The organism is Aeromicrobium erythreum, from assembly GCF_001509405.1.
GTDB classification, from domain to species: Bacteria; Actinomycetota; Actinomycetes; order Propionibacteriales; family Nocardioidaceae; genus Aeromicrobium; species Aeromicrobium erythreum.
Window position 1 is genome coordinate 350,961 of the sequence record NZ_CP011502.1, and the last position, 23,686, is coordinate 374,646.

Annotated in this window: 26 protein-coding genes; 13 read left to right on the top strand and 13 right to left on the bottom strand. The window is 71.7% G+C overall.

Annotation, left to right across the window (positions count from 1 at the left end):
* Positions 1 to 48: 48 nt before the first annotated feature.
* Positions 49 to 2,277, bottom strand: coding sequence for a transglycosylase domain-containing protein (locus Aeryth_RS01655; protein ID WP_067853807.1), 2,229 nt, complete (start codon positions 2,275 to 2,277; stop codon positions 49 to 51).
* A 217-nt stretch (positions 2,278 to 2,494) separates the two neighbouring features.
* Between Aeryth_RS01655 and Aeryth_RS01660 the strand changes: the two genes are divergently transcribed.
* Positions 2,495 to 2,752: a WhiB family transcriptional regulator gene (locus Aeryth_RS01660; protein WP_067853809.1), complete on the top strand. Its 258-nt coding sequence runs from the start codon at positions 2,495 to 2,497 to the stop codon at positions 2,750 to 2,752.
* A gap of 18 nt (positions 2,753 to 2,770) precedes the next feature.
* Here the strand turns inward: Aeryth_RS01660 and bagB are convergent, their stop codons facing one another.
* The 3 genes from bagB to Aeryth_RS01675 form a co-directional block, all read right to left on the bottom strand.
* Positions 2,771 to 3,976, bottom strand: a complete 1,206-nt coding sequence (gene bagB, locus Aeryth_RS01665; RefSeq protein WP_083516177.1) for an ArsA family ATPase — start codon at positions 3,974 to 3,976, stop codon at positions 2,771 to 2,773.
* Complete coding sequence (gene bagA / locus Aeryth_RS01670; RefSeq protein WP_067853812.1) at positions 3,973 to 4,953, bottom strand: ATPase BagA; 981 nt, start codon at positions 4,951 to 4,953, stop codon at positions 3,973 to 3,975. The genes bagB and bagA overlap by 4 nt, the downstream gene beginning before the upstream one ends.
* A 73-nt stretch (positions 4,954 to 5,026) precedes the next feature.
* Positions 5,027 to 5,572, bottom strand: a complete 546-nt coding sequence (locus Aeryth_RS01675; protein ID WP_067853816.1) for a hypothetical protein — start codon at positions 5,570 to 5,572, stop codon at positions 5,027 to 5,029.
* 103 nt (positions 5,573 to 5,675) lie between these two features.
* Between Aeryth_RS01675 and Aeryth_RS17540 the strand changes: the two genes are divergently transcribed.
* From Aeryth_RS17540 to Aeryth_RS01695, 5 genes are all read left to right on the top strand, one after another.
* Positions 5,676 to 5,834 carry a DUF4177 domain-containing protein gene (locus Aeryth_RS17540; RefSeq protein ID WP_144433633.1) on the top strand — a complete coding sequence of 53 codons (159 nt, stop codon included), beginning with the start codon at positions 5,676 to 5,678 and terminating at the stop codon, positions 5,832 to 5,834.
* Complete coding sequence (locus tag Aeryth_RS01680; protein ID WP_067853821.1) at positions 5,831 to 6,298, top strand: RidA family protein; 468 nt, start codon at positions 5,831 to 5,833, stop codon at positions 6,296 to 6,298. Before Aeryth_RS17540 ends, Aeryth_RS01680 begins: the two co-directional genes overlap by 4 nt.
* Positions 6,299 to 6,306: 8 nt before the next feature.
* The gene (locus Aeryth_RS01685; RefSeq protein WP_144433634.1) at positions 6,307 to 7,122 is read left to right on the top strand and encodes an NUDIX hydrolase; all 816 of its coding nucleotides are present in this window, start codon (positions 6,307 to 6,309) and stop codon (positions 7,120 to 7,122) included.
* A complete protein-coding gene (locus tag Aeryth_RS01690) occupies positions 7,115 to 7,885 on the top strand; it encodes an MBL fold metallo-hydrolase (protein ID WP_067853827.1) in 771 nt (256 codons plus the stop codon). The genes Aeryth_RS01685 and Aeryth_RS01690 overlap by 8 nt, the downstream gene beginning before the upstream one ends.
* A gap of 114 nt (positions 7,886 to 7,999) precedes the next feature.
* Complete coding sequence (locus Aeryth_RS01695; RefSeq protein WP_067853830.1) at positions 8,000 to 8,197, top strand: hypothetical protein; 198 nt, start codon at positions 8,000 to 8,002, stop codon at positions 8,195 to 8,197.
* A gap of 246 nt (positions 8,198 to 8,443) precedes the next feature.
* On the opposite strand, the gene typA is transcribed toward Aeryth_RS01695, so the two are convergent.
* Complete coding sequence (typA, locus tag Aeryth_RS01700; protein ID WP_067853833.1) at positions 8,444 to 10,315, bottom strand: translational GTPase TypA; 1,872 nt, start codon at positions 10,313 to 10,315, stop codon at positions 8,444 to 8,446.
* Between the two features lie 195 nt (positions 10,316 to 10,510).
* On the opposite strand from typA, the gene Aeryth_RS01705 reads away from it, so the two are divergent.
* Positions 10,511 to 10,978 (top strand): MarR family winged helix-turn-helix transcriptional regulator, encoded by a 468-nt coding sequence (locus Aeryth_RS01705; protein WP_067853836.1) that lies wholly within the window; start codon positions 10,511 to 10,513, stop codon positions 10,976 to 10,978.
* Complete coding sequence (locus Aeryth_RS01710; RefSeq protein ID WP_067853839.1) at positions 10,971 to 12,554, top strand: DHA2 family efflux MFS transporter permease subunit; 1,584 nt, start codon at positions 10,971 to 10,973, stop codon at positions 12,552 to 12,554. Before Aeryth_RS01705 ends, Aeryth_RS01710 begins: the two co-directional genes overlap by 8 nt.
* Positions 12,555 to 12,627: 73 nt before the next feature.
* On the opposite strand, the gene Aeryth_RS01715 is transcribed toward Aeryth_RS01710, so the two are convergent.
* Positions 12,628 to 13,392, bottom strand: a complete 765-nt coding sequence (locus Aeryth_RS01715) for an SDR family NAD(P)-dependent oxidoreductase (protein ID WP_067853842.1) — start codon at positions 13,390 to 13,392, stop codon at positions 12,628 to 12,630.
* 95 nt (positions 13,393 to 13,487) lie between these two features.
* Between Aeryth_RS01715 and mshA the strand changes: the two genes are divergently transcribed.
* Both mshA and Aeryth_RS01725 read left to right on the top strand, forming a co-directional pair.
* Positions 13,488 to 14,759: a D-inositol-3-phosphate glycosyltransferase gene (gene mshA, locus Aeryth_RS01720; protein ID WP_417864034.1), complete on the top strand. Its 1,272-nt coding sequence runs from the start codon at positions 13,488 to 13,490 to the stop codon at positions 14,757 to 14,759.
* Between the two features lie 6 nt (positions 14,760 to 14,765).
* Positions 14,766 to 15,275, top strand: coding sequence for a type III secretion system chaperone family protein (locus Aeryth_RS01725; RefSeq protein ID WP_202967696.1), 510 nt, complete (start codon positions 14,766 to 14,768; stop codon positions 15,273 to 15,275).
* A gap of 182 nt (positions 15,276 to 15,457) precedes the next feature.
* On the opposite strand, the gene Aeryth_RS01730 is transcribed toward Aeryth_RS01725, so the two are convergent.
* From Aeryth_RS01730 to Aeryth_RS01740, 3 genes are read right to left on the bottom strand one after another with little or no spacing between them, the layout of a single operon-like run.
* Positions 15,458 to 16,240 carry an ABC transporter ATP-binding protein gene (locus Aeryth_RS01730; RefSeq protein WP_067853847.1) on the bottom strand — a complete coding sequence of 261 codons (783 nt, stop codon included), beginning with the start codon at positions 16,238 to 16,240 and terminating at the stop codon, positions 15,458 to 15,460.
* Complete coding sequence (locus Aeryth_RS01735; RefSeq protein ID WP_067853850.1) at positions 16,233 to 17,303, bottom strand: taurine ABC transporter substrate-binding protein; 1,071 nt, start codon at positions 17,301 to 17,303, stop codon at positions 16,233 to 16,235. Before Aeryth_RS01735 ends, Aeryth_RS01730 begins: the two co-directional genes overlap by 8 nt.
* Position 17,304: 1 nt before the next feature.
* A complete protein-coding gene (locus tag Aeryth_RS01740) occupies positions 17,305 to 18,123 on the bottom strand; it encodes an ABC transporter permease (RefSeq protein ID WP_236749794.1) in 819 nt (272 codons plus the stop codon).
* A 127-nt stretch (positions 18,124 to 18,250) separates the two neighbouring features.
* On the opposite strand from Aeryth_RS01740, the gene Aeryth_RS01745 reads away from it, so the two are divergent.
* Entirely contained in the window at positions 18,251 to 18,910 is a 660-nt protein-coding gene (locus tag Aeryth_RS01745; protein ID WP_067853853.1) for a DsbA family oxidoreductase, read from the top strand.
* A 136-nt stretch (positions 18,911 to 19,046) separates the two neighbouring features.
* A complete protein-coding gene (locus tag Aeryth_RS01750) occupies positions 19,047 to 19,793 on the top strand; it encodes a phosphoglyceromutase (protein WP_067853856.1) in 747 nt (248 codons plus the stop codon).
* Between the two features lie 91 nt (positions 19,794 to 19,884).
* Here Aeryth_RS01750 and Aeryth_RS01755 read toward each other — a convergent pair whose 3' ends face one another.
* From Aeryth_RS01755 to Aeryth_RS01765, 3 genes are read right to left on the bottom strand one after another with little or no spacing between them, the layout of a single operon-like run.
* A complete protein-coding gene (locus Aeryth_RS01755) occupies positions 19,885 to 20,229 on the bottom strand; it encodes a hypothetical protein (RefSeq protein WP_067853859.1) in 345 nt (114 codons plus the stop codon).
* Positions 20,230 to 20,266: 37 nt separating this feature from the next.
* Positions 20,267 to 20,947 (bottom strand): response regulator transcription factor, encoded by a 681-nt coding sequence (locus Aeryth_RS01760; RefSeq protein ID WP_067853862.1) that lies wholly within the window; start codon positions 20,945 to 20,947, stop codon positions 20,267 to 20,269.
* A complete protein-coding gene (locus tag Aeryth_RS01765) occupies positions 20,944 to 22,083 on the bottom strand; it encodes a sensor histidine kinase (RefSeq protein ID WP_067853865.1) in 1,140 nt (379 codons plus the stop codon). Before Aeryth_RS01765 ends, Aeryth_RS01760 begins: the two co-directional genes overlap by 4 nt.
* Before the next feature lie 133 nt (positions 22,084 to 22,216).
* Between Aeryth_RS01765 and phoU the strand changes: the two genes are divergently transcribed.
* Entirely contained in the window at positions 22,217 to 22,867 is a 651-nt protein-coding gene (gene phoU, locus Aeryth_RS01770; RefSeq protein WP_067853868.1) for a phosphate signaling complex protein PhoU, read from the top strand.
* Positions 22,868 to 22,976: 109 nt separating this feature from the next.
* Here phoU and Aeryth_RS01775 read toward each other — a convergent pair whose 3' ends face one another.
* Positions 22,977 to 23,537 (bottom strand): hypothetical protein, encoded by a 561-nt coding sequence (locus Aeryth_RS01775; RefSeq protein WP_067853871.1) that lies wholly within the window; start codon positions 23,535 to 23,537, stop codon positions 22,977 to 22,979.
* Positions 23,538 to 23,686 lie beyond the last annotated feature (149 nt).

Sequence of the window (23,686 nt, forward strand, 5' to 3'; positions counted from 1 at the left end):
CGTCCGGTCGGGCCCCGGTGGCCCGACCGGACGACGAAGTGCGTCTGCTCAGCGACCGGGGCGGTCGCCCCCATTGCCGCCGCCGCGGGCCTGGTCGCCGCCGCCACGGTTGCCGCCGCGCGGCTGGGCATCGCGGGGCTGGTCGCCGCCGCGCTGGGTGCCGCCCGTCGCGGCCGCTGGCGGGGCGGCTGCGGGCTGGCGCTGCGGCGGTGCGTCGAACGTGCGCGCCGGCAGGTAGGTCTGGATGACGCCCATGGCGTCCTTCCACATCGGGCCCGACAGCGACGAACCGCCGGCCTGCGAGAAGTTGACGGGCACGCCGTTCAGCGTCACGCCCACCAGGCTGGCCGGGTTGTCGGCGCTGTTGACGCCGGAGATCATCGCCGCGGCCGAGAGCGTCGGGGTGTAGCCGACGTACCAGACGGACTGCGCGCTGTTCGTCGTACCGGTCTTGGCGGCCGAGTCGATGTTCAGCGCGGTGCCGTTCTGGAAGCCGAAGCCGCCCGGCTGCTGCACACCCCGGAGGATGTCGTTGACCTGGGCCGCGACCTCGCGGCTCATGACGCGCTTGCAGCTGTCGGGGTACTTCTTCAGCACCTCGCCGTTCGCGCTGAGGATCTCATCGACCGGGCGCGGCGTGCAGTAGGTGCCGCCGGACGCCGCGGTGGCGTAGGCGGCGGCCATCTCCAGGGTGCTGACGTAGGTCGAGCCGAGGGTGAAGGGGCCGACGACGTCGCGCTCGGGCACCTTGATGCCCATGTCGCGGGCGGCCTTCACCGTGTTGCACAGGCCTGCGTCACGCTCGAGCTGGGAGAAGTAGGTGTTCACCGACCGACGCAGGCCCGTGTACATGTTGAACGTGCCCTGGCCCGTCGAGTTCTTGAGCGGCCAGGCGCCGACGCCGCGACCCTGGCAGTCGAAGTAGGTGCCGGCGGGCATCGTCATCGACTGCGGCGAGTTGTAGGTCTTCCCGACCGGGATGCCGCTCTTGAGCGCGGCCACGGTCGTGAACATCTTGAACGTCGACCCGCCCTGGAAGCCGCTGGACTGGCCGAACTCCGTCGGCACCGAGAAGTTCAGGAACGTCTGTCCGCGCTTCTCGTCGCGACCCATCGGTCGCGACTGCGCGACGCCGCGGACGTTGCCCGTGCCGGGCTCGACCAGCGCCATCGAGCCGACCGCGCGGTCACGCGCGCCGACCCGCTTCGTGACGGCCGCGTTGATGGCCTTCTGCATGCGCACGTCGATGGTCGACTTGATGGTCAGGCCGCCCTTCTCGAGCAGCGTGCGGCGCTCGTCGACGGTCTTGCCGAGCGCCTCGTCCTCGAGGAGGTACTGACGGATGTAGTCGCACGAGAACGCGGCGACGGACTCGACGCAGCCGTTCGGGAAGCGCGTGAGCTTGAGGTCGAGCGGCGAGGCGATCAGCTTGTCAGCCTCGGCCTGGCTGATCTTGCCCTGCGTCGCCATGACCTGGATGACCGTGTTGCGGCGCTGGAGCGCCCGCTCGGGGTAGATGCGCGGGTTGAACTGCTCGGGGTTCTTCACGAGGCCGGCCAGCGTGGCGGCCTGCTTGACCGACAGCTTCTCCGGCGGGACCGAGAAGTAGTGGTAGGCGGCGGCGTTGATGCCGTACGCGCTGTCGCCGAAGTAGGCGATGTTGAGGTAGCGCTCCAGGATGTCCTTCTTGGAGTGCTCCTCCTCGTACTTGATGGCGAGCTTGAGCTCACGCACCTTGCGGGCCGTCGACTTCTCGGTGGCGGCCTTGATCTGCTCGCGCGTGGTGGCCTGCTGCACCAGCGACAGCTTCACCAGCTGCTGCGTGATGGTCGAGCCACCCTGGGTCTGGCCGTCGGAGGCGTTGTTGACGAGGGCGCGCAGCGTGCCCTTGAGGTCGAGTGCCCCGTGCTCGTAGAAGCGGTTGTCCTCGATCGAGACGATCGCCTCCTGCATCGTCTTGGCGATGCTGTCGAGGGGCACGTCCTGGCGGTTCTCCTCGTAGAAGTACGCCAGGAGGCTGCCGTCGGCCGCGTACAGCCGTGTGGTCTGCGGGTTCGGCGCGTCGTCGAGCTCGAGCGGCAGGTCGACGACGTCGCGCGTGACGTCGTTGGCCGTGGCCGCGAAGAAGGCGGTGCCGGGGATGACCACGGCGGCGGAGAGCACGCCGGCGGCCACGGCCAGCACGATCATCGTGCCGATCAGCGAGGCACGGCTGGACGTGCGCGGCGGTGTCTGGGCGATACGCCGGACGTTGTCGGTGAGGTCGTCCCAAGGCATACGCCCCAGGATACGGGCCGATCCTGAGGATCGACGGAGGCGCGGACGGGTGCCCGTGGCGGCCCGGCGTCCCGAGGGCGCCCAGGACCATAGTCCCTTCGGGCCATGTGAAGTTGGGCACTGTGGAGTCTGCCGCCCGGGGAGCCGGATCCTTAGCGTTCTCTTTGTTAGAGAAACCTTGTCGGCCTCGGGGTCGGCTCTCGGGAGGTTGATCACCATGGGGTGGAACGAGAACTGGGCGGGTCAAGCCGCCTGCCGTGGCAAGTCCGACGCGCTGTTCGTCAAGGGCGCCGAGCAGAACCGCGCCAAGCAGGTCTGCGGTTCGTGCAACGTCCGGGCCGAGTGCCTGGCCGAGGCGCTCGACAACCGCATCGAGTGGGGCGTCTGGGGCGGCATGACGGAGCGCGAGCGTCGCGCCCTGCTGCGTCGTCGCCCGAACGTGGCTGCCTGGCGCAGCGTCCTGCAGACCGCCTGACGTCCTGGCGCCGGACGCTCAGCGTCCGGCGATGAGGTCGCCGATGCGGCGCAGCCCGTCAAGGTCGTGGACGTCGGTCGGCAGCGCCGCGACGGGCACGGTCGGCACGGTCGGGTGGCTGCCGGTGAACCGGCGCTGCACCTTCTCCTCGCGCGCGGCGACGCGCTCGCGGTCGGCGTGCACGTCGAGCAGCTCGGCGACGGGCTCCTGACCGGCGGTGCGCAGTCGCGTGGCGCCGCTCTCGGCGTCGGCGGCGGTGAGCCCGCCGGCGGCCCGCTCGTGCACGCGGTTGACGACGAGCCCGGCGAGGGGCATGTCCTCCTCAGCGAGCCGTTCGACGAAGTAGGCGGCCTCGCGCATGGCGTCGGCCTCCGGCGCGGCGACCACCAGGAACGCGGTGCCGTCGGCCTGCAGCAGGGAGTAGGTGGCCTCGGCGCGCTGGCGGAACCCGCCGAAGAGCGTGTCGAAGGCGGCCACGAAGGTCTGCACGTCGGACAGCACCTGGGCGCCGAGCACCTTGTTGAGGGCGCTGGTGACGATGCCGAACCCGGCGCTCAGCAGCCGCGCCGGACCCTTCGCGGGCGCGAGCAGCAGCTTGATGAAGCGGCCGTCGAGCAGGCTCGACAGCCGCTCGGGCGCGTCGAGGAAGTCGAGCGCCGACCGCGAGGGCGGCGTGTCGACGACGATCAGGTCCCAGTCGGGCACGTCGGGGTCGTCGCTCGCGGCGGCGTGCAGCTGCCCGAGCTTCTCCATCGCCATGTACTCCTGCGTCCCGGCGAAGGAGCTCGACAGCGCGACGTAGAACGGGTTCTGCAGGATCTGCTGCGCCTTCTCGGGCGTCGCGTGCGCCTCGACGACCTCGTCGAAGGTGCGCTTCATGTCGAGCATCATCGCGTCGAGCGACCCACCGGCCGACGTGTCGACGTCGGCCACCGGACGCGGCACGTTGTCGAGCTCGGTCAGGCCCATCGACTGGGCGAGACGGCGCGCGGGGTCGATGGTGAGGACGCAGACGCGTCGCCCCTGCTCGGCGGCGCGCAGCGCGAGCGCGGCGGACGTCGTGGTCTTGCCGACGCCGCCCGAGCCGCAGCAGACGATGATCTGGGTGCCGCGGTCGGCCAGCAGCGCGTCGACGTCGACGCGTCCGGCCTCCGACCCGGGCAGGCCACGGGCGGGCGTGCGGGAGCGGCGACCGGTGGCCGCGGTGGCGGGACGCTTGCTCATCGCGTCGTCTCCTGGGTCGAGGTGCCGATCGTGTCGCGCAGCACGCGCGCCAGCTCGAACAGCGCCCCCTGGTCGACGCCGTCGCCCAGCAGCGGGAGCTCGACGACCGGACGGCCGCAGTCGCCGATCACCTCGCGCTGCTGCTCCTGCAGCACCTGGCGCTCGACGTGCGCACGGGCCTGGGCGAGCAGGGGGCCGGCAGCGTCGGGGGACAGCGAGACCGACCGCAGCGCCGCGGCCACCGCCGTCTCGTCGAGCCTGCCCGCGTCGAGGGCGTCGCGGGTCGGGGCCGTCACGAGCTCGGGCCGCACGAGGTTGAGCAGCACGCGACCGACCGGCAGCTCGGCCGCCTCCAGCTCCGCGATGCCGTCGAGGGTCTCCTGCACCGGCATCTCCTCGAGCACGGTGACCAGGTGCACCTGGGTGCTGGGGGCGCGCATGAGCTGCATGATCGACTCGGCCTGCCGCTTGATCGGACCGACCTTCGCGAGTCCGGCCACCTCGTGGTTCACGTTGAGGAAGCGGGTGATGCGGCCCGTCGGCGGTGCGTCCATGACGATGGCGTCGTAGCGGTCGGCGCCCGTACGGCGCGCCACCTCGTAGACCTTGCCCGTGAGCAGCACGTCGCGCACGCCCGGGGCGATGGTCGTGGCGAAGTCGATGATGCCGAACTTGTCGAGCGCCTTCCCGGCCCGACCGAGTCGGTAGAACATCTGCAGGTACTCCAGCAGCGCGGCCTCGGGGTCGATGGCCAGCGCGTGCACGGCACCGCCGTCCAGGCCGGTGGCGATGCGGCGCTCCTCGTAGGGCAGCGGCGCCACGTCGAAGAGCTGCGCGATGCCCTGTCGACCCTCGACCTCGCACAGCAGCACCCGTCGGCCGCGGGCGGCGAGCGAGGTGGCCAGCGCGGCGGCCACCGTGGTCTTGCCGGTGCCTCCCTTGCCGGTCACGACGTGCAGCGGGGTCCAGAGGGTCACACGTCGAGGGTATCGACGCGCCGCGCAGGTGCGAGCCGAACGACGGTGAGGAGGCCCACGCCCCGCCGGCCGATCAGCTGGCGCGGCGTCGCGTGGCGGACGAGTCGCGTGCGGGCGGTGGGGTGCGCTGCGCCGCGGGCCGCGCGCGGCCTCCCGACGTGCGCGTCGCCGCCGGGCGAGGCCGTGCGGTGGTGCTGCGCTGGGCAGGAGCCGGACGTCGAGCGGGCGCGGTGCGCTTCGTGCCCGTCGACCGCGGACGGCCGGCGGAGGCGGTCGCCGTGCGGCGCGGCGCCCGGGCCGCAGGCTTCCGGGTCGCGGACCGTCCCGACCGCCCGGTCTGCCTCGACCGGGCAGGCCGCGGTCGCGCCAGGAACACCACGACGTCGACCACGACGAGCAGGACGTACGCGGCAGCCGCCACCCCCAGGAACCAGGTGACCGGGTTGCCCAGCAGGAAGTCGCGGGTCGTCCCGGTGGGGGTCAGCGGAGGAAGCTCGGTGCGCTCGTCGCCCGTCATGGAGACGACCTGCAGGAGGAACGGCAGCACCTTCGTCACCCCGACGAGCGCAGCCGAGACCACGAGGGCACGACCGATCCGTGTCGGGGGGAAGATCGACATGGGGCGAGCCTTCCACGACCGTGCCCCTCCTGTCCCGCGAACCGCGAGGATGTGACCACCCTCGCCGACACCCGTACGGACCGCGCGCCGCTACAGTCGGTCCATGACGCAGTGGGAGTACCTGACCGCACCGGTGCTGGTGCACGCGACCAAGCAGATCCTCGACAACTTCGGCCGCGACGGCTGGGAGCTCGTGCAGATCGTGCCGGGCATGAACCCCGAGAACCTCGTGGCCTACTTCAAGCGGCCGGTCCAGTCGTGAGCGACGGCACCGTCGAGCAGCGCCTGGCCGACCTCGGCCTGACGCTGCCGGAGGTGGCGGCACCGCTCGCGTCGTACGTGCCCGCGGTGCGCTCCGGCGCCCACGTGTTCACGGCCGGCCAGCTGCCGCTGTCGTCCGGCGAGCTCGTCGCGACCGGCAAGGTCGGCGGCGAGGTGTCCGCCGAGGAGGCCCAGGCTGCCGCGCGCCAGTGCGCCCTGAACGCGCTCGCGGCGGTCAAGTCGGTCGTCGGCACGCTCGACGCCGTGCGCCAGGTCGTCAAGGTCACCGTGTTCGTGGCCAGCACCCCCGACTTCACCGGCCAGCCCGTGGTGGCGAACGGGGCCAGCGAGCTGCTCGGCGACGTGTTCGGCGACGCCGGCCGGCACGCCCGCAGCGCCGTCGGCGTGCCCGTGCTGCCGATCGACGCGCCCGTCGAGGTCGAGCTCGTCGTCGAGGTCGACTGACCGTGCGGGTGCCGATCCCGGACGTCTTCCGCGACCGCGTCGCCACCTGGGACGGCACCCCGGCGCCGACGCGCGCCGCGGCGACCATCGCCCTCGTGCGACCCGGCGTAGGCGGGCCCGAGACCTACCTGCTGCGTCGTCAGCAGACGATGGCGTTCGCGCCCGGCATGTACGTCTTCCCCGGTGGAGGCCTGCAGGAGTCCGACCGCGAGGTGGTCGGCTGGGTCGGCCCGTCGTCGAGCCAGTGGGGCGAGCGGCTCGGCTGCGACCCCGACACCGCGCGCGCCCTCGTCGTCGCGGCGGTGCGCGAGACGTTCGAGGAGTCCGGGATCCTGTTCGCGGGCGCCGACGAGCACTCGGTCGTCGCCGACACCTCCTCGCCCGAGCTGCAGAAGGCCCGGCTCGACCTCGACGCCGGAGAGCTGAGCTTCGGCGACTTCCTCGGCGCGCGCGACCTGGTGCTGCGCTCGGACCTCCTCGGCGCGTGGTCGCACTGGATCACCCCAGCGTTCGAGCCGCGCCGCTACGACACGCGCTTCTTCGTCGCCGCCGTGCCGCGGGGGCAGAGCGTCGGCACGCTGCCCGGCGAGGCCGATCGTGCGACGTGGGCGTCGATCGCATCGGTGCTCGAGGCCGTCAAGGCGGGCGAGGCCGCCATGCTGCCGCCCACCTGGATCACCTGCCGCGAGCTGGCGCAGGCCGATCCGACCACGCTCGTCGACGACGCACGGGCCCGCGAGGTCCGCCCGATCGAGCCGCGGCTCGTCAAGGTCGACGGCGAGTGGTTCCTGGACAACCCCATCGAGGAGGAGGCCCATGGCTGAGCCGGTCGAGGTCACGGAGCGCGCCAGCGTGGTGCGCGCGGACAACCCGGGCATCATGACGCTCGAGGGGACCAACACGTGGATCCTGCGGGAGCCCGGGGCGCGGCGGTCGGTCGTGGTCGATCCCGGCCCCGACGACCCCGCCCACCTCGACGCGGTCCTGGCCGCGGCGGGCGAGGTCGGGCTGGTGCTCTACACGCACCACCACGGCGACCACACCGACGCCTTCGACACGATGCGCGAGCGCACGGGTGCGCCGGCCCGGGCGGTGACCGACCGGTTCTGTGCCGACGCGATGCCGCTGACCGACGGCGAGGAGCTCGAGGTCGACGGGCTGCGGCTGGTGGTGCTGCTGACGCCGGGCCACACGCGCGACTCGGCCTGCCTGCGCCTGGCCGACGAGCCCACCGTGCTCACCGGCGACACCGTGCTCGGTCGCGGCACGACGGTGGTGGCCCACCCCGACGGGCAGCTGGGCCCCTACCTCGACTCCCTCGCGCAGCTGCGCCAGCTCGTGGAGGAGGGCTGCTGCGACCGCATCCTCCCCGGCCACGGTCCGGTCGTCGACGACCCGGGCGCGGTGCTCGACCACTACCTCGACCACCGCGAGGAGCGTCTCGACCAGGTGCGCGCCGCGGTCGCGGCGGGCCACGACACCCCCCGCGAGGTCGTCGAGCACGTCTACGCCGACGTCGACCCGGTCCTCTGGGACGCCGCCGAGCTCAGCGTCCGCGCCCAGCTCGAGTACCTGCAGCAGTCCTAGTCCCTGCGTCTCGGACACTTCCGGGGCGTTCGAGGCTCGTCCAGTGCCCCGGAAGTGTCCAAAAAACCGTGGGCGGAGCGGCGCGTCGGATGCGAGGCCAACGTCGCGCCCCAGGTGTACGACGACCGCTGGACCGGCGTCTTCCTCATGCAGACGTGGGTGCGCTGGAAGTACGTCCTTTCCGACCTGCGGACGGGGGCCGCCCGGCAGCGACGGCGTGAGTTCGAGGAGCTCCGCCTGGTAGGCGAGGACCTCGCCCGACGCGTGCAGGAAGAGGTCGGCCCGGCGTACGTCGTCCGGTACCAGCACTGAACGGCAGCCTCCCGCCGCGCGCAGGAAGAGTGGGCGGTAGGTGAGCCGCGGCTCGTGGACGCGAACGGTAGGAGGGCGGCGGATCAGGGGCGGAACGACGCAGGTCACCTACCGCCCGCACCGTCGACCCGTGCCGTAGCGCGGCTCACCTACCGCCCCGACGCCCCTGACCCGTCGTCGTGCCGCCCACGTATGCCGACGGGGCGCCTCCCGGGTGGGAGACGCCCCGTCGGGGGTGGTTGTGGGTCAGCGGCGCGACTTCGCGGCTCGGGCGCGCTCGGAGACGTTGAGGATGACCTTGCGGATACGCACGTGCGAGGGGGTCACCTCGACGCACTCGTCCTCGCGGCAGAACTCCAGGCACTGCTCGAGCGACAGCTTCTTCGGGGGGATGACCTTCTCGAAGTTGTCCGACGTCGCCGAGCGGATGTTGGTCTGCTTCTTCTCCTTGGTGATGTTGACGTCCATGTCGTCGTCACGGGAGTTCTCGCCGACGATCATGCCCTCGTAGACCTCGGTCGCAGGCTCGACGAACAGCACGCCGCGCTCCTGCAGGTTGGTCATCGCGAACGACGTGACCGCGCCGGCGCGGTCGGCGACCAGCGAGCCCGACGGGCGGGTCGAGATGTCGCCGAACCACGGCTCGTAGCCCTCGGAGATGTGGTGGGCGATGCCCGTGCCGCGGGTGTCGGTGAGGAACTCGGTGCGGAAGCCGATGAGCCCGCGCGCCGGGACCAGGAACTCCATCCGGACCCAGCCGGTGCCGTGGTTGATCATCTGCTCCATGCGACCCTTGCGGACCGCGAGCAGCTGCGTGATCGTGCCGAGGTACTCCTCGGGCGCGTCGATGGTCAGGCGCTCGACCGGCTCGTGCAGCTTGCCGTCGATCTCCTTCGTGACCACCTGCGGCTTGCCGACCGTGAGCTCGTAGCCCTCACGACGCATCTGCTCGACGAGGATCGCGAGGGCCAGCTCGCCACGACCCTGCACCTCCCACGCGTCGGGGCGGTCGGTCGGGAGCACCCGGATCGACACGTTGCCGATGAGCTCGGAGTCGAGACGGTCCTTCACGAGACGGGCGGTGACCTTGGTGCCCTTCTCCCGGCCGGCGAGCGGCGACGTGTTCGTGCCGATCGTCATCGAGATGGCCGGCTCGTCGACGTGGATGAGCGGCAGGGCGACCGGGTTCTCCGGGTCGGCCAGCGTCTCGCCGATGTTGATGTCGGCGATGCCCGCGATCGCGACGATGTCGCCGGGGCCGGCGGACTCGCCGGGCTTGCGCTCGAGCGCCTCGGTGACGAGCAGCTCGGTGATCTTGACCCGGTCGGTCGAGCCGTCACGCTTCATCCACGCGACCTGCTGGCCCTTCTTCAGGGTGCCCTCCTTGACGCGCACGAGCGCCAGGCGGCCGAGGAACGGCGAGGAGTCGAGGTTCGTGACGTGCGCCTGCAGCGGCGCGCCCTCGGTGTACTCCGGGGCGGGCACGGCGTCGAGGATCGTCTGGAACAGCGGGACGAGGTTGTCGTTGTCGGGCAGGCCGCCGTCGGCGGGCTGCTCGAGGGAGGCGCGGCCGGCCTTCGCCGACGCGTACACGACGGGGAAGTCGAGGGCGTCGTCGCCGGCGTCGTCGGGCAGGAGGTCGAGGAACAGGTCGTAGGTCTCGTCGACGACCTCGGCGATGCGCGAGTCGGGACGGTCGACCTTGTTGACGACCAGGATCACCGGCATCTTCGCGGCGAGCGCCTTGCGGAGCACGAAGCGGGTCTGCGGCAGGGGGCCCTCGGACGCGTCGACGAGGAGCACGACGGCATCGACCATGGACAGGCCGCGCTCGACCTCGCCACCGAAGTCGGCGTGGCCGGGGGTGTCGATGATGTTGATGACGACACCGCCCTCGGGGGCGCCGGGGCCCTCGTAGCGGACGGCCGTGTTCTTCGCGAGGATGGTGATGCCCTTCTCGCGCTCGAGGTCGCCGGAGTCCATGACTCGGTCGGTGACCTCCTGGTGCTCGGCGTAGGCGCCCTGCTGCTGGAGCATGGCGTCGACGAGCGTGGTCTTGCCGTGGTCGACGTGGGCGACGATCGCGACGTTGCGCAGATCGTGACGGCGGGTGGACATGCGGAACTTCCTCGCGCTGGATGATCAGGAGCGCTCGGACCGAGCGCGACGGGCCTGGCACGGAGTGCGGCCTCGAGAAGTCTAGTCGTGCCGTGGCCGTGCTCCTGCCACCTGGACGCTCTGCAGCTCCGAAACTAGATGCAGGTCACAATCATCGCGTTGCTGCAATGGTTGCGTGTGCGTTAGCATCGACCGGTGACCACCGACCGGAACGACGTGTACGAGCGGCTCGAGCTGTTCGTCCAGCGCCTCATGAGCTGCGTGCACGCGGAGGGGCTCGACCAGCTGGTCGAGCTCGACCTCTCCATGTCGCAGGCGCGCACGATGTTCACCGTCGCGCTCGCCGACCGACCCCTCGCGATCAACGAGATCGCGACGTCCATCGGCCTGTCGGTCGCGGCCGCGGGCCGCACCGTCGACCAGCTGGTGAAGCTCGGCTGCCTGGAGCGTCACGAGAGCCCCGACGACCGTCGCGTCAAGCTCGTCGCCCTGACGAAGCGCGGCTTCGACGCCGTCGACCAGCAGATGGAGCACAAGCGGCGCGCCCTGCGGGTCGTCGCCGAGCAGCTCCAGCCCGACCACGCCGAGGACCTGCACCGGGTCCTCGGCCAGATCCTCGAGAGCGATGCTCTGCGAGTACCGGAGAAGGAAGACCATGTCTGACCAGACCACCGTCGATGCCTCGACGTCCGTCCCGGACGACGACCGCATCACGCCCGAGATCCTGAAGGTCGCCGGTGTCGTCGTGCTCGGCGCCATCATGTCGATCCTCGACATCACCGTCGTCAACGTCGCGCTGCCGACGTTCCAGAAGGCCTTCGACGTCACCGAGCTGTCCACGGTCGCGTGGTCGGTCACCGGCTACACGCTCGCGCTCGCGGCCGTCATCCCGCTGACCGGCTGGGCCGCCGACCGCTTCGGCACCAAGCGGCTCTACATGACCGCGATCGCGCTGTTCACGATCGGCTCGGTCCTCTGCGCCTCCGCCTGGAGCATCGAGTCGCTCGTCGCGTTCCGCGTGCTGCAGGGGCTCGGCGGCGGCATGCTGATGCCGCTCGGCATGACGATCATGACCCGGGCCGCGGGCCCGCACCGCATGGGCCGCCTCATGGCGATCCTCGGCATCCCGATGCTGCTCGGCCCGATCATGGGCCCGATCCTCGGCGGCTGGCTCATCGAGATCGCCTCGTGGCACTGGATCTTCCTCATCAACCTGCCGCTCGGCATCGCCGCGTTCGTCTACGCGCTGGTCATCCTGCCGAAGGACCACGCCGAGCCCAGCGAGTCCTTCGACGTCGTCGGCATGCTGCTCATGTCGCCCGGCCTCGCGCTGTTCCTGTTCGGTGTCTCCTCCATCCCGGAGACCGGCACCGTCGAGTCGACGCGTGTGCTGCTGCCCTCGATCGTGGGCGCGCTGCTCATCGTCGGCTTCGTGTTCTGGGCCTTCAAGCCCCAGCACCCGCTGCTCGACCTGCGCCTGTTCAAGGACCGCAACCTCGCCGTCGCGACCATCACGATGTTCCTGTTCGTCGGCGCGTTCTTCGGTGCCCTGCTGCTCGTCCCCACCTACTTCCAGCAGGTGCGTGGCGAGAGCGTCCTGAAGGCCGGCCTGCTCGTCGCCCCGCAGGGCATCGGCGCCATGCTGACCATGCCGATCGCCGGCACGCTCGTCGACCGCATGCCGGTCGGCCGCATCGTCCCGTTCGGCTTCGTCGGCATCATCGTCGGCGTCACCGGCCTGGCGTTCAGCACCGACCCGAGCACGCCGGTCTGGCACATCATGGCCTGGCTGTTCATCATGGGCCTCGGCATGGGCGGCACGATGATGCCGATCTTCACGTCGGCGCTGAAGACGCTCAAGGCCCACGACGTGGCCCGCGGCTCGACGCTGATCAACGTCGTGCAGCAGGTGGCCAGCTCCATCGGCGTCGCGATCATGACGGTGCTGCTCACCAACGGCATCAAGAACTCGGCCGCCGCCAGCGCCGCCCAGGAGATCGGGACGGCCCAGGCCGCCGGTCAGCAGCCGCCGGCCGACGCCGCCGAGACCGCGCAGCGCCTCGGTGACAGCTTCCTGCCGACGGTCCTGCAGGACACGGCCGACGCCTTCCACCACACCTACCTGGTGGCGCTCGCGCTGATCGTCATCGCCCTCGTGCCCGTGGCGTTCATGCCTCGCAAGCGCGAGGCGTCGCACCTGCTCGACGACGAGGGCCGTCCGCCCGTCGTCGTGCACTGAGCACAGCGCCGTACGCAGAGGGCCCCGCACCGACCGGTGCGGGGCCCTCTCGCGTCGTGCCCTGGGAGCTCGGTCAGGAGGTGCGGTGCACCTTGTGCTGCGAGGCCTGCGCGATCGGCTTGACCACCACGAGGTCGACGTTGACGTGCTGCGGGCGGGTGGCCACCCAGGCGACCACGTCGGCGACGTCGTCGGCCGTGAGCGGCTCGTCGACGCCCCGGTAGACGGCGTCGGCGCGCTCGGTGTCGCCGTTGAAACGGGTCAGCGCGAACTCCTCCGTGCGCACCATGCCGGGCGCGACCTCGCACACGCGCACCGGGCGGCCGAGGAGCTCGAGGCGCAGCGTCTCGGTCATGACGGCCACGCCGTGCTTCGCGGCCGTGTACCCGCCGCCGCCCTCGTAGGCGATGCGACCGGCGGTCGAGCCGATGTTGAGCACCGTGCCGGCGCCGCTCGCCTCGAGCGCGGGCAGCAGGGCGCGCGTGACCTGCAGCGTGCCGATGACGTTCGTCTCGTACATGGAGCGCCAGTCGTCCGGGTCGGCCGACTCGACGGGATCGAGGCCGATCGCGCCTCCGGCGTTGTTGACCAGGAGACTCACGGCCGGCCCCGCCGCCTCGGCCAGCGCCGCCACCTGCTCGGCGTCGGTGACGTCGCAGGGCACGGCCAGGCCGTCGATCTCGGCGGCCAGCGCCTCGATCCGCTCGACCCGACGCGCCGCGCACACCACGCGGTAGCCGGCGCGGGCCAGCTGACGGGCCGACGCGGCGCCGATGCCGCTGCTGGCACCGGTGACGACGGCGACGGGACGGGCGGTGCTCGCGTTCGACTCGACCATGCGCCCATCGTCGCACCCGCCCGGACGCCCGGCGCGACACCCGTCGGCGGAGGGGGAGCGCTGCGCCGCTGGGTGGGCCGGGCCAAGATGGTGCGGTGACCTCCCTCCCGCTGCCACGCCGCGTGGCCATGCTCTCGGCGCACACGTCGCCGCTGGAGCAGCCCGGCAGCGGCGACGCCGGCGGGATGAACGTGTACGTGCTCGAGCTGTCTCGGCGGCTGGCGGCGCGCGGGGTCGAGGTCGAGGTGTTCACGCGGGCCACGTCGCGGCACCTGCCGCCGGCGGTCGAGGCGTCGCCCGGCGTCGTCGTGCGCCACGTGACCGCCGGGCCGTTCGAGGGGCTCACCAAGGACGACCTCCCCAGCCAGCTCTGTGGGTTCGTGCGCGACGTGCTGCGCGCCGAGGTCGAGCAGGGGCCGCACCACTTCGACCTCGTGCACAGCCACTACTGGTTGTCCGGGCAGGTCGGCACCGTCGCCGCCGAGCGGTGGTCGGTCCCGCTCGTGCACACCATGCACACCATGGCCAAGGTCAAGAACGCCCACCTCGCCGAGGGCGACCGTGCCGAGCCGATCGGTCGCGTCGTCGGGGAGGAGGAGATCGTGCGCATCGCCGACCGGCTCGTCGCGAACACCGAGGAGGAGCGTCGCGAGCTGCTCGACCTCTACGCCGCCGACCCGTCGCGCGTCGACGTCGTGCACCCCGGCGTCGACCTCGAACGCTTCCGTCCCGGCAGCCGCGACGACGCGCGCGCTGACCTCGGCCTGCCCCCCGACGCGGCCGTGCTGCTGTTCGCCGGTCGCATCCAGCCCCTGAAGGCACCCGACGTGGTGCTCAAGGCCGCGGCCGACCTCCTCGCCCGCGACCCCGCGCTGCGCGAGCGGCTCCAGGTGGTCGTGGTCGGCGGGGCGTCAGGCAGCGGCCTCGACCGGCCGACGTCGCTTGCCGACCTCGCCGCCGAGCTGGGCATCACCGACGTCGTGCGCCTCGAGCCGGCGGTGACGCAGGACGTGCTCGCCACCTGGTACGCCGCGGCCGACGTCGTGTGCGTGCCGTCGCACAACGAGTCGTTCGGGCTCGTCGCCATCGAGGCGCAGGCCTGCGGGACGCCCGTGGTCGCCGCCCGCGTCGGAGGGCTGTCGACCGCCGTCGCCGACGGTGTCAGCGGCGTCCTCGTCGACGGGCACGACCCGCACGACTACGCCGACGCGCTGCACCCGTTGCTGACCGACCGCGCGCTGCGCGACGAGCTCGGCGCGAAGGCCGTCGCCCACGCGTCGGGCTTCGGCTGGGACGCCACGGTCGACCGGGTGCTCGAGGTGTACGCGCGCGCCGTCGCGGCCCGCGCCGGACGGAAGGACGGGTGAACCCGCGTGAGTGACGACCTGACGACCGACCAGCGGCACGCGCTCGAGGTGATCCTCGACGCCGTCGCCCAGGCCGGGCTCGACCACGTGCGCCACGGGCTCACCGTCGTCGAGGTCGACCTGCCGGGCGAGCGGAAGCTGAAGACCACCACCCGCCTCGAGGTCAACCGGCACTCCCTCGGCGTGCACGCGTTCGTCGCCCGCAACCCCGACGAGAACCACGAGGGCGTCTACCGCTGGCTGCTCGAACGCAACCTCAAGCTCTACGGCGTCGCGTTCGCGATCGACTCCGCCGGCGACATCTACCTCGACGGCCGCCTCCCGCTCGTCTCCGTCACCCACGACGAGGTCGACCGGCTCCTCGGGTCGGTGCTCGCCGCCTCCGACGACTCCTTCAACACCATCCTCGAGCTCGGCTTCGCCTCCTCCATCCGCAAGGAGTGGGAGTGGCGCGAGTCGCGCGGGGAGTCGACGGCGAACCTCGCCGCGTTCGCGCACCTGCGGCCGAAGGGCTGACGTCCTGCTGGTGCGCCGCCTTGCTGGTGCGCTGCCGCAGGGGGCAAGTGCTTGCTGGTGCGCTGCCTCGGCTCGCGCTGGGTGGGCCTCCGAAAAAGCCACCCGGGCGGTAGGTAGCGCGCGGAAAGCGGCCCTGTTTCCGCGCGTCACCTACCTCCCACACGCCAGACAGCGACCCGGTGTCAGGGGTGGGAGATCGCCTCGCGGACCTTCGTCGTCAGGGCGGTGAACTCCGGGAGGGCGCGCAGGTCGGCGGGAGGCACCTGGTGGCCGTCGGTGGAGAAGCGGGCCGGCTCGTCGAGCACGATCCGGCCCGGTCGGGGACTCATCACCAGCACGCGGGAGCCGAGGAAGACGGCCTCGTCGACACCGTGCGTGATGAACAGGATCGTCTTGCCCGTCTCGCGCCAGATGGTCAGCAGCTCCTCCTGCAGACGCTCGCGGGTGAGCGCGTCCAGCGCCCCGAACGGCTCGTCCATCAGCACGATCTCGGGGTCGTTCGTCAGCACCCGCGCGATCTGCGCGCGCTGCTGCATGCCACCGGACAGCTCGTACGGCCGCAGCCCCGCGACGTCCGCCAGCCCCACGAGCTCGAGGTAGCGCTCCGCCGTGCGGTACCGCTCCGCCTTCGCGACGCCGCGCACCTTCGGGCCCAGCGCCACGTTGTCGCGGACGTCGAGCCAGGGGTACAGCGTCGGCTGCTGGAACACGACGCCCCGCTCGCGACCCGGTCCGCGGACCGGCCTCCCACCGACCTCGACGGTGCCCCGCGTCGGCTCCACGAAGCCGGCCAGGATGCGGAGCAGCGTCGTCTTCCCGCACCCCGACGGGCCGGCCAGCGTCACGAGCTCGCCCGGCTCGATCGTCAGGTCGATGCCGTCGAGGGCGCGCACGACCCCGTCGCGGGCCCGGAACTCCTGCTCCAGGCCCGCGACGGTGACCGCGAGGTCGTGACGCTCACTCACCCGCGGCGGCCTTCGCCGGTCCGGGGTCGACGCCGTCGGCGTACGTCGACTCGGGCGCGACCTTGGCGATGCCGTCCTGCGTCAGCAGGAACTGCGCCGTCGAGAAGAGGTCCTGGCCGAGCTTCCCGCCAAGCCAGTCGGCGCCCGCCTGCTGCTTTGCGTCGAGGAAGGTGAAGCCGGCGAACTGCTTCTCGGCGTCGGCGGCACTCACGCCGATCTCGACGGCCGCGCTCTGCGCGGCCTTGGCCGGGTCGTCCTTGATCTGCTTGACCGCGTAGTCCTGCGCCTTCGCCCAGACGGCCAGCACCTTCGGGTTGTCCTTGACGAACGTGCGGTCGGCGATGGCGAGGTCGAACGTCGGCTTGCCGGCCTTGGCGGTGTCCTCGCTGGTCAGCACGACCTTGCCGCCGTCCTTCACGAGGGTGCTCAGCGTCGGGTCCCAGATCCAGGCGGCGTCGATGTCGCCGCGCGACCACGCCGGCGCGATCTGCTCCGGCTCGGTGTTGACGATCGTGTAGTCCGACGGGTCCTCGCCGGCGTCGGCGATGGCCTGCAGCAGCGAGAAGTGCGCGGTCGAGCCGAACGGGGTGGCGATCGTCTTGCCCTTGAGTCCCTTGATGTCGGTGGCCTCGCCGTCGCGCACGACCAGCGACTCCGCGGAGCCGATGACGTCGTGGATCCAGATGACCGACACGGGCAGGTCGAGCGGCGCCGACAGCGCCTTCGTGCTGGGCGAGGAGCCCGCGAGCCCGATGTCGAGGCTCTTGCCGCCGAACGCCTGCACGACGTCGCCGCCGGACGCGAAGTTGCTCCACTCGATCGTGGCGTTGGGCAGGCAGTTCTCGAGGATCTTCTGGTCCTTGACGACGACGTCGCCGTTGGGGATCTTCTGGTAGCCGATGCGCACCGTCGTGTCGACGGACTCGTCGGCCTGGAACGGGCACGCGTCGGCCGAGGCCTGCTCGGTGTCGCCGCCGACGCCGCAGGCGCTGAGCCCGAGGGCGGCGGTGGCTGCGACGACGGCCGCGAGGGCACGCGCGCGGGTCAGGTGGGGGAGGGTCATGTCAGGCCTTTCCTCGCCAGGGGACGAGCTTCTTCTCGAGGGTGCGGATGATCAGGTCGAGGACGATCGCGGTCAGGCCGATGACGATGATGCAGGCCACCGAGAGCGCGAGCTTGTTCTGCGTCCCCGACAGGTACGCCAGGCCCCCGATGCCCGGCAGTCCGTTGACGAGCTCGGCGGCCACGACGGTGGTCCACGCGAACCCGACGGCGACCCGCAGGCCGCTGAGGATGTCGGGCAGCGTCGCGGGCAGGACGACCGTGGTGATCGTCTGGCGACGCGACGCCCCGAGGGAGCGGACGGCGTTCAGCTGGTCCTCACGGATCCCGCGCACCCCGTTGAGGGTGGCGAGCGCGATGGGCGGGAACGCCGCCAGGAAGAGGAGCGCGACCTTCGACGTGTCGCCGATGCCGAACCACGCCACGAGGAAGCCGAGGTAGGCGAGCGGCGGCAGGGAGCGCAGGAAGTCGACGTAGGGGCCGACGACGCGCTCGAACCAGCCGACCGTGCCCATCGCGAGCCCGAGCGGCACGGCGACGATGACCGCCAGCGCGAGCCCGCCGCCGATGCGCTGCAGGCTCACCACCAGGTGCTCCCACAGGTAGTAGCCCTCCTCGCCGCGCACCACCCGGTCGACGCCACCGCCCACCGCGTGGTTCGTGTTCGCGCGCAGGAACGCGTCCCACACCTCGAGCGGGCTGGGCGCGAGGTACGCGGGCTGGACGACGCCGGACGCGGACACCGCGCTCCAGGCCGCCAGCACCACGACGAGCGTCACGACGGGCGGGAGCCAGCGCGACGGGGCGGGGGGACGGATCACGAGGTGTGACCGTAGGGGAGCGGCGATGCTCGTGGAGCCGGTCCCAGCATGCGGATGGCGTGCGGGTCGGCGTCCCGGCCTGCGGCGGCGGCGAGCGGCCGCGCGACGGTCCCGTAGCGTGGGTCGGGTGAAGGCGACCGTGTTCTGCGACGTGACCGATCCGTGGTCGTACGTGGGTGCGACCCGCTTCGAGCGTGCGGCCGGCATGTTCACGATCCTCGTCGGCGAGCCCGTCGAGGTCGCGTTCCGTGCCCGCCTGCTCGACCCCGACGCACCTAGCTCGGGGCGCCCGCTGCGTGAGGTGCAGGCCGAGCGGCTCGGCGGCGAGGACAAGGTCGACCTCGTCGACGCCCAGGTGACGGCGGCCGCGCGGATCAGTGGCATCGAGCTGAACCTCGTCGAGGCGGTGGAGGCGAACAGCCTCGACGCCTGGCGCCTGCTGACGTGGGCCGACGAGGCCGCGCCGGGCGCGCAGCGCGAGCTCATCCACCAGCTCTGGCGGGCCCATTTCCTCGAGGGCGCCGACGTCGCCGACCCGCTGGTGCTCGCCAGCCGAGCGGCGCTCGTCGGGCTCGAACTCGAGACGGCCGACGCCCTGCTCGCCAGCGAGGAGTACGCCGACGCCGTGCGCACGCAGGACGAGACCGCCCGGTCGTTGGGGATCACCCAGCTCCCCTACGTCGTGGTCGAGCACCGCTGGACCCTCGCCGGCCCGCAGTCGCAGGACGACTACGTCCAGGCGCTGCACCAGATCCACCAGGAGTGGCGCTCCGACTCGCCGTCCTGACGGTTTACCACGGTCCCGTGGTAAACCTCGTCCGCCCGAGGGAAGCTTGCCGCGGGAGGACGATCTTTACCACGGGACCGTGGTAAACCGTGGGCGTGGCGGCGGGCGCGGCCTGAGCGACCACTAGGCTGGCGGCATGACCTACACGCTCGTCCTCCTGCGTCACGGCCACAGCGAGTGGAACGCGAAGAACCTGTTCACCGGCTGGGTCGACGTCGACCTCAACGAGCAGGGCGTCGAGGAGGCGGGTCGCGGGGCCAGGCTGCTCGCCGAGGCTGGGATCGCGCCCGACGTGTCGCACACGTCGCTGCTGCGCCGCGCGATCCGCACGTCGCAGATCGTGCTCGACGGCATCGACCGGCACTGGATCCCGGTGAAGCGGTCGTGGCGGCTGAACGAGCGGCACTACGGCGCACTGCAGGGCAAGGACAAGAAGGCCACGCTGGAGGAGTTCGGCGAGGAGCAGTTCATGACCTGGCGCCGCTCCTACAGCACGCCCCCGCCGGCCCTCGCGGACGACGCGGAGTTCTCGCAGGCCGGCGACCCGCGCTACGCGTCGCTACCCGACGAGCTGCTGCCGCGCACCGAGTGCCTGGCCGACGTGCTCGACCGGATGCTGCCCTACTGGTACGACAGCATCGTCCCCGACCTGCTCGACGGCCGCACGGTCCTGGTGACCGCCCACGGCAACTCCCTGCGCGCGCTCGTCAAGCACCTCGACGGCCTCGGTGAGGACGAGGTCGTCGGCCTCAACATCCCCACCGGCATCCCGCTCGTCTACGAGCTCGACGCCGACCTCAAGCCCGTCACGAAGGGCGGCCAGTACCTGGACCCCGACGCCGCCGCCGACGCCATCGCCGCGGTCGCGAACCAGGGTCGCTGACGCCCCCTCCCGCGTTGTGAGGACTTCGGGTCGGTCTGTCGGCGACAGATCGACCCGACGTCGTCACGACGCGGGGGAGTGCAGACGCAGCTCAGCGCTGGTCCGCTCCCTCCAGGTCGGCGAGCAGCGCGCCGATCGAGCCTCGGGCGCGCACCCAGAGTCGGTCGGTGAGGTAGGCGACGGGCGCGGTGACGAGGGCCAGCAGGACGGCGAACCACACGAGGAACGGAGTCGTCACGACCCCGACCGCGGCCACGGCGAGCAGCAGCACCCCGATCGTCACCCAGGCGCCGACGACGAAAGGCCGCCCCGCCCGCAGCAGCGTGGCGCGTCGCCGCACCACGGGCAGCCAGCGCTGACGGTCGAGCCCGGCCGGCGCCTGCCCCGTCCGCATCGCCCGTCGGAACAGCCGGGCCTGGTCCCGCGTCTCGGACATACGGGCAGGTTAGCGGCCGCCGGACGGACGGACGGCCTCAGGCGTCGAGCTTGTACCCCAGCCCGCGCACGGTCGTGAGGGTGATCGGGTTGCCGGGGTCGGGCTCGATCTTCGCGCGCAGCCGCTTCACGTGGACGTCGAGCGTCTTCGTGTCGCCCACGTAGTCGGCGCCCCACACGCGGTCGATGAGCTGGCCGCGGGTCAGCACCCGGCCCGGGTTGCGCAGGAAGAACTCGAGCAGCTCGAACTCCTTCAGCGGCAGCTTGACCGTGTCGCCGTCGACCGACACCAGGTGGCGCTCGACGTCCATGCGCACGCGGCCGGCCTCGAGGACGCCGTCCTCGTCGACCTCCTCGACCGCGCCGCGGCGCAGCACCGCACGGATGCGGGCCACCAGCTCGCGCGGCGAGTACGGCTTCGTCACGTAGTCGTCGGCGCCGAGCTCGAGGCCCACCACCTTGTCGACCTCGGTGTCCTTCGCGCTGACCATGATGATCGGCACGCTCGACGTCTGGCGCAGCTGACGGCACACCTCGGTCCCCGGCAGCCCGGGCAGCATGAGGTCGAGCAGCACGATGTCGGCGCCGCCGCGCTCGAACTCGGTCAAGGCGTCGGGCCCGGTCTCGGCGATCGCGACGTCGAAGCCCTCCTTGCGCAGGACGTACGACAGCGCCTCGCTGTAGCTGGTCTCGTCCTCGACGACCAACACTCGTGTCACAGGATCTCCTCATCGAGGTCGTGCTGGAAGCGGGGGAGCACCAGCGTGAAGGTGGAGCCAGCGCCGGGCTCGCTCCACACGTCGACGGTGCCGCCGTTGCTGGCGGCCACGTGCTTGACGATGGACAGGCCGAGCCCCGTGCCGCCCGTGGCGCGGGCGCGGGCGGGGTCGACCCGGTAGAAGCGCTCGAAGATCCGCTCGAGCTCGGGGCCGGCGATGCCGATGCCGTTGTCGGCCACGCTGATGCGCACGTCGTCGCCGGCGAGCGCGGCCGTGACGACGACGCGCGAGCCCTCCGGGCTGTACGTCACGGCGTTCTCGACCAGGTTGCTCACGGCCGCGTGCAGCTGGGCGCGGTCGCCGTGCACGAGCAGGTCGGGCTCGACCGTGCGCGAGATCTCGATGCGCTTGCGCTCGGACTCCGTGGCCGAGTGCTCGCAGGCCTCAGCGACGAGCTCGTCGACCTTGACCGTCGTGGCGTCGTCGCTGGCCACGTCGTTCTGCAGCCGGGACAGGTCGATGATCTGCTGCACAAGCCGGGTGAGGCGCTCGCTCTCGGTCTGCATGCGCGAGGCGAACCGCACGACCGACTCGGGGTCGTCCTTCGCCTCGGCGACGGCCTCCGCGAGCAGGTTCAGGGCGCCCACCGGCGTCTTCAGCTCGTGGCTGACGTTGGCGACGAAGTCGCGGCGGATGTTCTCGACGCGCTGCTGGTCGGTCCGGTCGAGGGCCAGCACGATCACCAGGCGCGACGTCAGCGGGGCGACGCGCACCGACACGTGTGCCGGGAGGCCGCGGCGGCGCTGCAGCGTCAGGTTCGACTCGCGCACCTGGCCGTCGCGACGCACCTGCTGCACCATCGCGCGGATCTCGTCGGGCTCGATCCGGCGGTCGCGCACGATCCCGAGGGCCACCGCCTGGGCCGAGGCCTCGAGGACGGTGTCGGAGGAGTCGAGCAGGACGGTGGTCGACGACAGCACCGAGAGCACCGCCTGAGCACCGGGCGGCACGAGCGGCGCGGGCTCCTCGGGCACCGCGTTCTGGCGCCGTTCACTGAACAGCCAGACGAACGTCACCGTGGCGCCGACGGCCGCGCCGACGGCGCCGGCGATCAGGTAGGCCGCGTCGATGTCCACACCGCGATGCTAGGCCCACCGTTCACCCAGGTCCGAGCGCGAACCGCCTCTGACGTGCGGCTTTCCGCGGCTGTTCACGGTTCGTTCACCGGGGGTCGCTCATCGTTCACCGGTTTCTTCTAGGGTCTGGGGCATGCGTGATGCGTACTACGAGCAGCTCGACACCATCGTCGACGACCTGGTCCAGCTGACCGGGACCGTCCGCAAGGCCGTCGCTGCCTCCACCGCCGCCCTCCTCAACGCCGACGCCCCGCTCGCCGAGCAGGTGATCGACGGCGACAAGCAGATCGACGAGACGACGGAGGAGATCGAGGAGCGCGCCCTGCTGCTGCTCGCCACCCAGCAGCCGGTCGCCACCGACCTGCGCCAGCTGGTCGCGACGCTGCGCATGCTCACCGACCTGCAGCGCATGGGCGACCTCTCCGTGCACGTGGCCAAGGTCGCCCGGCTGCGCATGCCCGACGTCGCCGTCCCGGTCTCCATCCAGCCGACGATCATGGCCATGGCGTCCGTCGCCGACCAGATGATCCACGCGGCGTCGCGGATCGTCGCCAACCGCGACGTCGACGCGGCCAGCCGCCTCGAGGACACCGACGACGAGATGGACCGGCTGCGCAAGGACCTCTTCCGCGCGCTGCTCGGCGGCACCTGGGAGCACGGCATCGAGCCGGCGATCGACCTGGCGCTCCTCGGTCGCTACTACGAGCGCATCGGCGACCACGCGGTCTCCATGGCGCGTCGCGTCGTCTACCTGGTGACCGGCGAGATCGCTCCCGGCGCCTGAGCCACGCCTCGTCGCACGACGAAGGGCCGTCCACGATCCGTGAGGATCGGGACGGCCCTTCGTGCGTCCGTGTCGGACCTGGCGACGTCGCCGCCAGGTCCGCCGGGGGTCAGCTGCCGGCGGTGGGGCTGGGGCTCGCGCTCGGCGTCGGGGTGGCCGACGACTCCGGGCTCACCGGCTTCTCGGCGACGTCGGAGTAGGTCGACGTGCGGGCGACGATCGGCGCCTCGATCTCGACCTCGTCGCCACCGGAGAAGGTGAGCGTGAGGCGGGCGTAGCGGCCCAGCTCGACCGACGAGCCGTCGATGTCGGCAACCTCGCCCTGGCGACCCAGCGTGTACAGCTGGCGGGGCTGCAGCTCGACGGGCAGGGCCGGCTCGGCCGTGACCGAGCCGGAGCCCTCCAGTGGGCGGACGGTGACCGACTCGAGCGTCTGCTCCTCGTCGGTGGTGTTCAGCAGACCGACGGACAGCGCGTAGGTGTCGTCGGTGTTGGCCACCAGGAGCGCGTTGTACAGGCGCACGTCGCCCGTGCGCACGTTCGCGCCGATGCCGGGCTGGTACTGCTGGTTCGTCTGGGTGCTTCCACCGGTGCCGCAGGCGGTGAGCCCGAGGGCGGCGGTGAGCATCAGGGTGGCGGCCGTGAGACGGCGCGTGCGAACGGTGGACACCGGGCACCTGCTTCTACGTCGAGGAGGGTCGTCGTGCGGAGCATATCGGAGGGCGTCGCGGCGGCGGGGTGCGGGCCGGGCCCCTGGGCAGGGGCGGAACCTACCGTCCGACCCCGAGGAACGGCTGAAAAGGCCGTCCGTGGCGCGTG